Origin of the sequence: Streptomyces sp. NBC_00376, assembly GCF_036077095.1 — a bacterium.
GTDB lineage: Bacteria > Actinomycetota > Actinomycetes > Streptomycetales > Streptomycetaceae > Streptomyces.
In genome coordinates, this window is the sequence record NZ_CP107960.1 from 2,079,245 (window position 1) to 2,091,582 (window position 12,338).

10 protein-coding genes are annotated in these 12,338 nt (G+C 70.7%); 1 reads left to right on the forward strand and 9 read right to left on the reverse strand.

The annotated features are described in order from the left end of the window. Window positions 1-36: 36 nt before the first annotated feature. The 9 genes from OG842_RS09320 to OG842_RS09360 all read right to left on the reverse strand — a co-directional run bounded on the left by OG842_RS09320 (window position 37) and on the right by OG842_RS09360 (window position 9,763). On the reverse strand, window positions 37-1,179 hold the full coding sequence (locus tag OG842_RS09320; protein WP_266729176.1) for a DmpA family aminopeptidase: 1,143 nt from the start codon (window positions 1,177-1,179) through the stop codon (window positions 37-39). 11 nt (window positions 1,180-1,190) lie between these two features. Next, window positions 1,191-1,871, reverse strand: coding sequence for a 4'-phosphopantetheinyl transferase family protein (locus OG842_RS09325; RefSeq protein WP_266729177.1), 681 nt, complete (start codon window positions 1,869-1,871; stop codon window positions 1,191-1,193). A gap of 155 nt (window positions 1,872-2,026) precedes the next feature. Beyond that, a complete protein-coding gene (locus OG842_RS09330) occupies window positions 2,027-3,232 on the reverse strand; it encodes an MFS transporter (protein ID WP_266729178.1) in 1,206 nt (401 codons plus the stop codon). Window positions 3,233-3,238: 6 nt separating this feature from the next. Beyond that, window positions 3,239-3,808, reverse strand: a complete 570-nt coding sequence (locus OG842_RS09335; protein ID WP_266729179.1) for a GNAT family N-acetyltransferase — start codon at window positions 3,806-3,808, stop codon at window positions 3,239-3,241. Then, window positions 3,805-4,986, reverse strand: coding sequence for a type III PLP-dependent enzyme (locus OG842_RS09340; protein ID WP_266729180.1), 1,182 nt, complete (start codon window positions 4,984-4,986; stop codon window positions 3,805-3,807). The genes OG842_RS09335 and OG842_RS09340 overlap by 4 nt, the downstream gene beginning before the upstream one ends. Continuing rightward, on the reverse strand, window positions 4,977-6,299 hold the full coding sequence (locus OG842_RS09345; RefSeq protein WP_266729181.1) for a DUF6271 family protein: 1,323 nt from the start codon (window positions 6,297-6,299) through the stop codon (window positions 4,977-4,979). The genes OG842_RS09340 and OG842_RS09345 overlap by 10 nt, the downstream gene beginning before the upstream one ends. Continuing rightward, a complete protein-coding gene (locus OG842_RS09350; protein WP_266729182.1) occupies window positions 6,281-7,345 on the reverse strand; it encodes a phytanoyl-CoA dioxygenase family protein in 1,065 nt (354 codons plus the stop codon). Before OG842_RS09350 ends, OG842_RS09345 begins: the two co-directional genes overlap by 19 nt. Window positions 7,346-7,653: 308 nt before the next feature. Then, window positions 7,654-8,586, reverse strand: a complete 933-nt coding sequence (locus OG842_RS09355; protein WP_266729183.1) for an ArsR/SmtB family transcription factor — start codon at window positions 8,584-8,586, stop codon at window positions 7,654-7,656. 292 nt (window positions 8,587-8,878) lie between these two features. Next, window positions 8,879-9,763 carry a Gfo/Idh/MocA family protein gene (locus tag OG842_RS09360; protein ID WP_266729184.1) on the reverse strand — a complete coding sequence of 295 codons (885 nt, stop codon included), beginning with the start codon at window positions 9,761-9,763 and terminating at the stop codon, window positions 8,879-8,881. Between the two features lie 710 nt (window positions 9,764-10,473). Here OG842_RS09360 and OG842_RS09365 point away from each other — a divergent pair. Next, on the forward strand, window positions 10,474-12,324 hold the full coding sequence (locus tag OG842_RS09365; RefSeq protein ID WP_266729185.1) for a hypothetical protein: 1,851 nt from the start codon (window positions 10,474-10,476) through the stop codon (window positions 12,322-12,324). Window positions 12,325-12,338: the final 14 nt, after the last annotated feature.

Genomic DNA, 12,338 nt, shown 5'->3' on the forward strand with positions numbered 1-12,338 from the left:
CGCCCCGAATCACCTGTGAACCGTCCCGGTGACGGGCTACGAAACCGCTCCCCGCGCCGCCAGGAGTTCGCTCACCCGGTCCAGCGGGAGGGCCGGGACGTGGTGGCCGGCCCGGCCGGTCATCGGGTGCGCGCCGGTGAGCACGTTGAGCACCGCCTCCTCCACCGACTCGACCACCGCGCAGTAGAAGGGGTCCATCCGGCCCCAGGGCACGAACCGCATCGACTCGTACGGCGCGCTGCCGTCGTCCTCGGGGAACGTACTGGTCAACGCGGACGGGTTGGCCGTGGAGAAGGCCAGGAACAGGTCCCCGGAGAAGTGGCTGCCGGTGGTGCCGGTACGGGCCAGGCCGAGCGTCACCCGGCGGGCCAGCGCCTTGCACTGACCCGGCAGCAGCGGGGCGTCGGTCGCCACGACCACGATCACCGAGCCCGCGCCGGGCGGCACCGGGCGCTCCCCGTCGGGCGCCGTTTCGGGGGCCGGCGCCCCGACCGGGTCGGCCAGCTCGCGCCCCACCGGCACACCGGCCACCACCAGTTCGCGCCGGGCGCCGAAGTTGGCCTGGACGAAGGCTCCGACGGTGTACCGGTCCTCGCCGTACTCCACCACGCGCGACGCGGTTCCCGAGCCGCCCTTGAAGCCGTAGCAGCGCATGCCCGTGCCGCCGCCGACGCATCCTTCCTCGACCGGGCCCGACGCCGCCGCCCCGATCGCCTCCCCCGCGTGGCGGGGCTCCACGGCCGCACCGTGGATGTCGTTGAGGTGGCCGTCCCAGGTCTCCGTGACGACCGGCAGCAGCCACTCCGGCGCCATGCCGCCGCAGTTGGCGCGCACCCACTCGACCACGCCCCGGTGCACCGGGCCGACCGCGTACGTATTGGTGATGACCACCGGAACGGCGAGCGAGCCGGTCTCCTCGATCCACGCGGTGCCGGTCATCTCACCGTTGCCGTTGAACGAGTGCCAGCCGGCCGCGCAGGGGGTGCCCACACCGTCCCGGCCGCGCGGCAGCAGCGCGGTCACTCCGGTGCGTACGTCGTCGCCGTCGACGAGGGTGACGTATCCGACCTCGACGCCCGGCACATCCGTGATCGCGTTCCACCTCCCCGGCTCACCGGTCAGGGGAATGCCCAACTCACGTGCGCGCCTGCGCTCTTCGCCCGGGTGATCTCCGCTCATGCGGACAGAGGTTACGGCGCGGGATGGTTCCCGACAACGATCGCGGTGAGCAGTAGCCCGCCCTCGGCCAGCCAGCGGCCGCTGAAACGGGCAGGGACCGCCGTCACTCCCGTCCCGGCCGCCGGTTCCAGGTCGGAGACCAGCAGTTCGGCCGCGAAGCTGCCGTCGAGGCGGAGCTCGATGTCGGCCTCCTCGAAGCCCAGCCAGCGGTGGGTGAGCGGGAACCAGGCCTTGTACACGGCCTCCTTCGCGCTGAACAGCAGACGGTCCCAGTTGATCCCCGGTTGCTCCAGGCGCAGTTCGCGCTCGCGCCGCTGCTCCGTCACCAGCGCGATGCTGCTGTGCACGTCGCCGGGCAGCGGCGCGTCGCCCTCGGCATCGATGCCGACGGTGAGCACGTCCGTCCGGTGGGCCACGGCGGCGGCCCGGTAGCCGGTGCAGTGGGTCAGGCTCCCGACCGTGTTCTCCGGCCAGAGCGGGGCACCGCGCTCGCCCTTGAGGATGGGGACGGGGGCGATGCCCAGCGATCCGAGGGCGCGGCGGGCACAGTGTCGCGTCGTGGCGAACTCCCCGAGGCGCTTCGCCACGAATCCGCGGGTCAGCTGCTCCTCTCCGGGCAGGAGTACGGCATCGGGCAGGTCGGAGAACGCCTCTGCCACCGCTACCCCGGACGGCAGGATTTTCTCGATCATGATCTCCCCTTACCGGCTGGACGGCACCATCCTGCCTGGTGCCGGGAGCTCGCCCAACCGCCCGGTGGCCACAGAGCCCCGGGCACATGACCTCATGGCCCGGAACTCATGGCCCGGGACTCGGAGTTCAGGACTCGGGGTCCGGGACTCAGGGCTCAGGACTCGGGAGCCGGGACGGCCCGGGAGTCGGCGAGCTTCGGCCAGCGGATCTGCGTGGCGCACAGGGACACCAGGATCGCCGAGGCGGCGACGGCGCCCATGCCCCAGACCAGGCTGCCGGCGCTCGCGATGAAGCCGATGAGCGCGGGTCCGGCCAGCAGGCCCGTCGTCCCCATGGCGGCGACCAGGGCCAGTGCGTCCGTGCCCTGCGCCGCCGCCGCCACGTAGATGCACGGCGTCACGGCCGCGACGCCCAGGCCGACGCAGGCGAAGCCGATCAGCGTCGGCACGACACCGCCGGCCAGCAGGGCGAGCGCCAGCCCGGCACCGGCCACCACGCTGCCGACGCGGACGATGCGCCCGTCGCCCCAGCGGCTGCGCCAGCCGTCGGCGAAGATGCGGGCCAGCACCATCATGACGGAGACCACCGCGATGCCCATGGGCGCCAGTTCCGACGCCGCGTCGACCACGTCCTTCATGTAGAGCGCGGACCAGTCGTTCATGGCGCCTTCGGTGACCGTGCCGAACACCATCGCGCAGCCCATCCATACCGTCACGCGAGCCGGCATGCTCAGCCTGCGACGGCGCTTCTCCGGGGCCGGATCCTCGGTATGAGCCTCGGCCGGGGTCTGCTGGTCCTCGGTCAGCAGGGCCGAGCGGGTCAGTCCGACCAGCAGGAGCAGCAGGGCCGCGGCCACGCCGAAGTGCACCGCGACGTCCGTGGTCACCACGTTCACACCGGACGCGAGGAGCGCGGCGAACAGCGAACCGGCGCTGAACGTCGCGTGCAGTTTGGCCATGACGGTGCGCTGATAGGTGACTTCGAGGGCGGCCCCCTGAGCGTTCATCGCCACGTTCAGGCTGCCGACGGCGACCCCGTCGCAGCAGATGACGACAAGAGCGACCGGGTAGTCGGGCGCTGCCGACAGCGCGAGCAGGAGCAGGCTCAGGCACACGGCCGACAGGACCGCGAGGCGGCGTGAGCCCATGCGCTTCATCAGTACCGCGACGAGCGGGAACGACGCTGCCGCACCCGCGCCACAGGCCATCAGCAACAGGCCCAGTTCGGCTTCCGTCAGGTCCAGCCGTGTCTTGAGGGCGGGGAGCCGGGACGCCCAGGTCGCGTACTGGAAGCCGAGGAAACAGAACAGGGCCGCGATCGCGAGCTGCGCCCGGCGGAATTGATCGGTGACGCCAAACACAGGTAATCAGCCCACTTCGTCTTCCAGAGGTGCCCGGTGCGATGACACGTGGGCGAGGTTCGTTCTGCTGCTCCGGGAGCCAGGCACGGCCCGGGACATGTACACCGCGTCCGCGCCGTAGCCCGTCGGGGGTGTGACGCCGCGATGGGCCCGGTATCCGTTCGCCGACCAGAAGGTGCCGCTGCCACGGACGGCGATCAGGGAGATTCCCTCGTACCCCTTGGCCGCCGCTGCTGCGGTGAAGTGCCGCAGCAGGCTCTTCGCCAGGCCCCTGCCACGGAGTTCCTCGGCGATGACGAGATCGTGCAGATGCAGATTGCGCGAGTGGAAGACCACGTCCTCCGTCCGGTCCAGGTCCGGGTACTCGAACATCGGGTAGGGCAGTGCCAGCAGGTAGCCCACCGTCCGGTTCCCGCGGTCCAGTACGAAGCAGGTGGCCGGCGAGGCGTCGGCCCGGGACCGCAGCGCCGCCCGCCCCTCCGAGAGTCCGGCAGCGGTGTACGCGCCGGCCTCCAGGTCCACGACGGCGTCCCAGTCGCCGTCCGAAATATGACGTACACGCAGGTCGTTGCTCATCCGTCCGCCCGTTCGCCCTGGACGCAGGTGTACGGAAGCGGATCGAATCCGTTGAATCCCTGGGTCGTGTAGCCGGTGGCGTAGGCACCGCTGGAGAGAATCCAGACCGGGTCGCCCGAGGCGGCGGATGCGGGCACGGACACGCGATTGTGCGTGTGGTCGAAGGCGTCGTCGCTGTCGCAGGTGGGGCCCGCGACAACAGCCCGGACGTGTTCCGTCCTGGAGCAGGCGGGGAACAGCAGCCGGTACTGCAACTGATCCATCTCGTAGAGCCCGTTGAACTTTCCGCAGCTCAGATACAGCCAGTGCTCGCGTTCGCCGTCCGGCTGCCTCCGGGAGGACAGCCGGGACACATGTGCCCGGATCGCGCCGTGGTCGGCGACCAGATGGCGGCCCGGCTCCATGACGAAGTCCAGTGGGGATTCCGAGACCGCTGCGAGGTGCTGCAACCCGTCCCGGATCACGGCGAATATCTTGTCCACCGGTGGGTCCAGGGGGATGCCCCGGCTGTCGAGATAGCCGAGGGCGGGCAGGCCGCCACCGAGATTGATGTGGTCGGGAAAGATGCCCCGCCGGTTCAGGGCCGTGAGCACGTCGGCAATGCGTTCGAAGGCGTCCTGCCAGGCTTCCGACGTCATCTGCTGCGAGCCGACGTGGACGGACAGGCCGGACGGTGTGAGTCCGGCCGCCCGCGCGGCCTCCATGACGAGTACCGCGTCGGTTCCGGAGCAGCCGAACTTCCGGCTCAGGCCCCAGAGCGCCCCGTCGCCGCTGGTGGCCAGTCGGCAGAAGACCCGGGCTCCGGGGGCGTGGGCCGCTGTCGCCGCCACGTCCTCCTGGCTGTCGGTCGCGAAGGTCCGTACGCCCAGGCGGTGGGCATCGGCGATGTTCTCGTCGGACTTGATGGTGTTGCCGTAATGAATCCGGCTCGCGGGCACACCGGTCCTGAGGGCCTGCGCGATCTCGTTGGGACTCGCCGCGTCGAAACCCGCGCCCTTCTCCGCGAGACGGGCGAGCACCTCGTCCACGGGGCAGGACTTCATGGCGAACCGGACGGAGATCCCGGGCAACTCCCGCAGCAGTGACTCGTATTGTTCTTCGATTCCCGCGAGGTCGAAGATGATCCGGTCCTCGTCGGCGGCTTCCAGAGCGGCGCGCATACGGGCGTTCAGACGCATGGCGACGCCCCGGGCCGAATGCCGGTGGACCTGCTCGCCCGGACCAGGGATTGCCAGGCTTCGGTCAGCAGCGCGAAGTCCTCGATGTCCGCCCGTGCCTCTTCGAGCCATTGCCGGCCGCGCGATGCCAGGATGTCGGCGAACTCCGCGTATCTGCCGCCCAGTTCGCGGTAGGAACGGTCGATGACGTCCAGCCGGTGCACGTTCTCCTCGCGGTCCGCCCCGGCGCTCTCCCTCGCCAGCTCGGCCACCATTTCCGGCCGGACGTGGAAATCGTCGTCGAGCAGCGTGGCACCGGCCGCCGCCATCCGTTCGTAGATGAGGTTGAAGTAGAGCATCGACAGGAAGAACTTCGTCAACCGCAGCTGGTAGGCCATGAATCCGGCGTCGGTCCGGCGCTCGGCCGTGTAGTGGTTCACGATGTTTCGGTTGTGCAGCACGCCGGGCAGTGTGCCGTCGTGGACCAGGTGCATCAGGAAGTAGTCGCTGCCGATGGTGTCGGTCGCGGGTGGCAGCGGCACACGCTCGTACACCTCGTCCAGGAAGCTGATGTTGCACATGTCCACCCGCATGGGATCGACATGGGTCAGGGTCGAGTGATCGCGGACGAACGGGTCGGTGCCCGCTCCCCGGAAGGACTCCTCGACCAGCTCCCTCTTCTGCTCGTCCGGCCAGTGGCCTGGAGCCCACAGGCTGACGACGTCGTGGTAGATGCCGCTGTCCAGCCGGGAGATCTCGCCGATGTCCACCGACAGTTCACCCACGAATGAACTGCCCACCATCACCACGGGCTTGGCGGCGTGTTCCGGGGCGAGCACCGTCTCGGACACCCCGTCCGCCGCGTCGGCCGCGGTCTTCCCGAGCGAGGTGAGCTCGTGGTGGACAGGGAAGACCGTTTCGCCGTCCAGGGTCTGGTACGTGCTGTCGGAGTCCCTGCGGTGCACCGACCGGCAGCCGAGCGCGGCGGCGATCAGGAACGCGCGATTGGTGCAGGCACCGTAGGAGACCCCGGACGGGAGCATGAGGTCGAGCATCAGTTCCGGCTTGAAGACACCGGAACGCCGGATCACCCGGCGCAGGAAGTCCCGCTGTTCCGCTTCGTCGAGGTGATGCGTGATCACGTTCGGGGCCCGGCGAGCCCCGGCAACGACCTCGGCGTGCTCGGCGAACGTCTGCTTCCCGGAGGAGTCCAGGATCAGCAGGTGGACCTCGACGCCGAAGCGTTCGGCCGCGTAGTCCGCCTCCTCACCGATCGCCGAAATCGTTTCGGCACAGGCCCTGTTGGTCGGAAGGGTCAGGCAGATTCTGCGCATACCGGCTCTCCCGTCACCCTTTCGGATTCCTGCTCGTTCCAGGACGTCAGCCCCAGCAGCCTCTCGCCGAGGCCGTTCAGCGCGGCGGTGCCGTATCTGAGGGATTCGTGCCGGACGGCGTCGCCGACCAGCGTCCCGTTCCAGTCCGGTGTGGTGAGCCGGCGCCATGACTCGATCCGGGACCGTCTCAGCTCTTCGTGCGACTCCAGCGCGGGCATCATGGAGAGGTACTGCACCGCGCGCACACCGTCCCGCGAGGTGTTGCGCGTCACCCCGTGCGCGAGCAGCCCGTTCCAGATCAGCAGGTCACCGGCGCCGAGTTCGGGCCGGACCACGGGGAACTGTGTCCGGTCGGCGTCCGGCCTGATCGGGTCCCGGTCCACCGGCTGGGTCGTCTTCCACTGCTCGAACCGGCGGAACAGCTCGGGCGAGCACTGGAAGCCGCCCAGCTCGGGCCGGGTGTCGTTCAGGGCGATGATCCCCTGGACCCTCTGGGGCAGTACGCCGAGCGTGGTGTCGACGTCCCAGTGGAGCTCGATGTCGAAGCCCTTGTCCGTGGGGGCGATGAGCGCGCGATCACGGTTCCTGATGTTGGGCGGATTGAGATTGAGCCGGTCCAGCGTCACCCACAGCTCTTCGCAGTCCCACACGTCGACGAACGCGTCATAGACGCGCTGCGCCTGCCGGCTGTCCCAGATGAGCTGGTGGTGGTATGCCTCGACGAAGCCGTAGACGTGCAGCTCCCGGTCCAGCTCGGTCCGGAACGGCCGGTCCTCGTACCAGCTCTCGGGCCGACTCGGATCGAGCCCCTGGAAGTCCCAGGTGAAGTCCAGCAGGCGCTTCGCCGCGGCGGCGGGAATCGCCTCCTTGACGACGACGTACCCATAGGTCTGCCAGAAGTCGAAGTCCTCCTGGGACAGCACTCTCAGCTCCCGCGACTTCCGGATGTCCCTCAGGGGCGTCTGCGCCAGATACGCCTCGCCGTCCGAGCTGAAGTACGGGCGGTCCGAGGGGGATCGGTGCAGATACGGGACGGGCGTCGGCATGCAATCACTCCAGGCTCGAAGTTCTCGGTGACCGGGCGGACCGGCCGCTCCCCCAGCGCATCCGGTCCGGGCCGATCACCGCAGTGGGTGCCGGGGAACGGCCTCGGCGCGGCCGTCACCGCCGGCGGGCGTCGGTGGCGGGGCGTCGGGACGGGGTGACGGACGTGGCCCGAGCAGCTCCCCACCTCGACTTTTGTCGACCGCAAGACGGCGGACAAGCCTTTCGGTGTACGCCGAATCACCTCGGAACGGTCTCCGGAGAAAGCGAATTGACTATCAGTCACATCTGCTCGACGGCGCCGTCGGTCTCACTGATTCATCAGGCACTGCGTCAGCGTCACACCCGAACGGTTCAGCTCGTACAGGACTCGGGTGCCGGCCCGGTGGCGTTGCACCACACCTGCGGAGACGAGGGCCGAGAGGTGCTGCGAGACCGTGCTCGCGGCCAGTCCCAGATGGTCCGCGAGCGCGGAGGTGGTGATCGGCACGGCCAGTTCACGGACCACGGACGCGCGCCCCCGGCCCAGCAGGATCGCCAGCCGGTCCTCGCGCGAGGGCTGCGCGGCGCCGCCCCGCTCCGGATCGGTGTGCAGGAGCCCCGCTCCCCGCGCGGCAAAGGCGACCACGGTCCGCCCGCCGGCGACCGACCACCAGTGGGTGCCGTCCGCGTAGAGCATCGGCACGGCGGTCACCCGTTCCGCACCGTCCGTGCGCTCGACCGGGAGCCCGAGCTCGCGGAGGAGTGCCGCTCCCCCGCCCATCGCCAGGGTTCGCGAGCGGAAGAGGATCTCCTCCTCCAGCGAGCGCGCGAGACCGGCCCCGCGCGGCTCGATCGCGGATCGCCAGAAGTTTGCCAACTCTAAGGATAAATAACGGAGTTGGGCTTCCGGTTCACGGATCATGGCGGCTATCAACGGGTCCGCGAACGCCTGCGGATACTCGCGGGCGAGCTCGTCGCGGACCAGACCGGCCGGGGTGCGCGCCAGGCCGTCCAGCTCGTCCGCGACACTCCCCTTCCGGGCGATGACGCCCCCGGTCAGGAACGAGGGAATGCGCCCGCGCGTCCGGGCCAGGGCGACCACCGACCTCAGCCGCGGCGTCAGCACATCGTGCGCCTCACGGGCCCAGGAGGAGTGCGGCCAGGGGACGTCGGGGCCGAACCGGGCCAGCAGCGCGGCGGCGCCGAACGCCTGCCACAGCTCGCACAACGCCAGCCGTACGTCGGACAGCTGCCGGTCCATCAGTCCTCCACGGCAGAAGCGCGCGACAGCTCGAACATGAACCCCGCCCATCCATTTTGGTCCAGACCAATGATGGACGAGCTTTCGGTACCCGTCAGGCGACTGTCAAGGATCTTGTGACCCAGGGCACACCGGTATCACTCCTGGCCAACCGACGCGCGCGTACGGTGATCCCCGGAGGCCAACCGCCTTACGGGATACGCCTGTCGGACCGATTCCCTTCGCCTGTCGGCAACCCGACGGGCATCACGGCGCACCCCACCCCGGGGCCGGGCGGCATGGTGCGCGCGACTCAGCGGGCGGTGTCGGACGCCTCTCGCAGGGCAGTGCCGGACACCTCGCGCACGGCGGTGGCGACCGGCTCCAGCACCTCGATGGGGCGCAGCAGGTCCCCGTAGCCGATCGGCGGCGTGCCGGTGCGCGCCATCTCCAGGAACACTTCGAGGCCGGGCAGGCAGTAGTCCGCGCCCGGGGTCAGGGTCTGCTGGACCATGCTCTGCCGGGTGAACGTCATTGCGTGGAAGGGGATCTGATCCGCACTGCCGGGCTTGACGAGGTTCACGACGACGCGGGTGTCACCGGCGGTGAACGATGCGACGACGGTGGTGCCGGTGATGTCGGTCCGTACGCCGGAGATCTCGCCGGGGGCGAGCCGCAGGGCGATGTCCACCGCGTGGATGCCGTAGAAGAAGATCCCGCCGTGGTCGCCGGCGGGGTCGGCGGGCCCGGACACCACGACCAGCTCCGGCCGGCCTCCCGGCGCGGACCGGGCCACCAGCGCCTCGGTGTCCGGGATCCAGCGGAGCGCCGAGGACGAGGTGAGCGGCGCGCCGTGGGCGCGTGCGGCGCCGATCATGATCCGGGCGTCCGCGACGGTGCGGCTGAGGGGCTTGTCGACGAAGACCGGAAGGCCCTGGGCCAGGAAGGGGACCGCCTGGTCCCGGTGGTTCGCGCCGTCCCGGTCCGCGACGACGACGGCGTCGACCAGCCCGAGCAGGCCGGTCGGCTCGTCGACGATCGCCGGTATCCCTCCGGTGCCCGCCAGCGTGACGTTGCGCCGGCCGCGCCCACCGCTGAGCGCCACGACGCGCGCGTCGCCGCCGGCCTTCTCGACGTTGAGGTGGCGGACGATCTGGTCGACATGGCTGTTGTCGGTGCCGACGATCCCGATGCGCATCCGGAGAGCTTCCCTTCGAGGTGACAGGCTCGGGCCTGTCCGGCGGATCATGGCCGGGGTCGCCCCGCAGCGGCCCGCCGCATCCGATTGACCGGAACCCGGCTGACGGGGAGCCGACGGCCCGGCCGGTGCGGCGCGGCGCACGGTCGAGTTTCGCACAGCCGCCCAGGCGTCCGAAGTCCCGTCGAAGAGCAGGCCACAGGCCCCTCGACCGGCTGCCCCGCTCTTGTTCCGCCCCATTCGATGCCGCATCCAACCCGGTCAAATGGGGCCAAGGCGACACTTTTGATCAATGAAACATTTCGCGGGGATGAGAATATATTGCTCGCCTATTTCAAGCCGTTTCGAACCCGGAAATAGTTCTACCGACTCTTCGCATCCAAACCCTCACGGATTCCGCTCGCCCTATGCCAGCATGAAGCCTCCGGAACCGCGCTATTCGAGTCGGCGTCCCTGTGCAAGGGGATGCGTGCAGACAGGACCGGAGCGAACCGGACCGGGCCGAACCGGGCCGGACCGGCAACTGTTCCGAACGGCGATCAGCGCGCGACCAGGTCCTCACTGGGTCGGCCGACCGTGCGATCAGGGGGTAGGGGTCATTGACCGGAAGGATCGAACGAGGATGTCCGGTCTGCGGAACACCTGACGAGGGCGCGGCTCTCTGTGTGCTCTGCGGATGGCGGATGTACGGGGATCCGGTCCTGGGGGAAATGACCGAGGAGGAAGAGGAGTCCGCCACCGCCGCGTTGCGGGCGGCGGAGCACGCCTGGGACGTACGGGCGGCGGAACTGGCCTTCGCCGACGACGACGGCCCGGCGAGGCCCGCGTCGCTGCTGCGGGGCGGTCCGGCGGAGCCCGGGGAGCGGACTCGGCGGCAGTGGCCCCTTTACCCGGGAAAACTCCCGGCGCATGACTCCGCGCAGGGCCGGCAGGCCCTCGCCGACCTGATCGACGGCCGCGTCGACGCGTTGTTGTTCGTCGAATTCACTCCCGATCGCATAAACGTGATCAAGGCCGTCACGGACGCGTACGGAATACCCCGGCAGAACGACGCCGGGACCACGAAGTGGGCCTCGGCCGTTCCGTCGCTCGACCGCCGTCCGGAATTTCTCCGATTCCAGCTCGCGGGTGGAATCGGCACGCTCCCGGTACCCGGCCGCCGGGATTTCGACACGGCGGTGACGCGGTGGCTCCGGGAATTCGTCCCGCCCCCGTACGCCCGCTCGATCGTGCTGGTGAACCGCCGCTCCGGCTGGGCCCTGCTGGACCGGGCGGTGGCCCTGCTCCGCGCCGCGTATCCGCCGAGGGCCGAGCTCGGCCCGGCGCCCGCCGTACCGGACGGCGCACCCGGGACGGACACCACGGACACCCGGGACGCGGTGCGCGAGGCGCTGCGCACCGCGCCGCTGCGGGCCGACCACACGCTGTTGCTCGCCCGGGTCGACCAGGGGACCGGCGCGGTTCGCACACACGCCCATGTGCTCTTTCCCGCCGGTTCCCGGCTCCGGCCCGGGGAGACGGCGACCGCGGAGATCACCGTGTTCGGCGGGCCCGCCGACCGGGTGCCGGTGGTACTGCCCGTACTGGCCGCCGCGGGCCGGGACGGCTCGGGGACGGTGGTGCTGTCCGCCCGGCAGACCGCGCTCACCGCGTTCGCCCCGGCGCGGCTGGCGTTCGTGCTGCGCGGCCCGGGGGAAGTGACGCTGGCCGGGCCGGAGACGGGGGCGCCCGGCACCGGGGCGCCGAGCCGGCCGGCGGCCGGGCGGCCGGACGGCGGGGCGACGGACAGCGCCGCCGGCTGCCCCCCGGCGGATGTCTCCGCGCTGGTCGGCCGCCTTCCCCGCGGCATCATCCGGCCCCCCGCCCTGGAAGTCGTCCTCACCGTGGAGATGAGCGGTGCCGAACCGGCGGAGACCGCAGAACGGCTGGCGTTCGCCCAGGAATTCATCGCGGCCCTGGCCCGCCGCCCCGGCTCCGGCCGGAGCCTGCGCGTAGGCGTCGTGGGCCACTACGACCACGTCGTCCACGAGAACAGCTACACCCCGCGCTCCGTGCTGCTGCTGACGGTCCCGCCCGGCCCCGCGACGGCCGCCCGGTCCGCCCTGGCCGGCTGGCGGCCCGCGCGGCGTGAACAGGACACCGCCTCCTCGCTGGAGGACGCGCTCCGAAAGGTCCGGCTCACCATGGCCGGTACGGACAACGCCCCGCACCCCCGCGCCGAGCGGGCCGTGCTGATCGTCGGCCGCCGCCCGCCCGGACTGCCCGAGCAGCACGACGTGGTGCCGTCCTGTCCGCTCGGCGCCGACTGGCGGACCGAGCTGAACAGCCTGCGGGCGCGGGGGGTCCGGGTCATGGCCCGGCTGGACCGCGCCCAGCCGCACGTGGACGGCCCCGCGAGTCCCGTGCAGCGTTACACCGCCGCCGCGTGGGACACGCTCTCCGCCGGCCGTCCCTTCCTCCGGGGCAAGGACAGCGCGGCCTCCGTGGCCGACGCCCTCGCCCCCGCATGGCGGTGGGACGGCCCGCCCTGCCGCCTGGCCCTGGCCACTCCCCTGCTGTGATCCGCCGTTCCGGT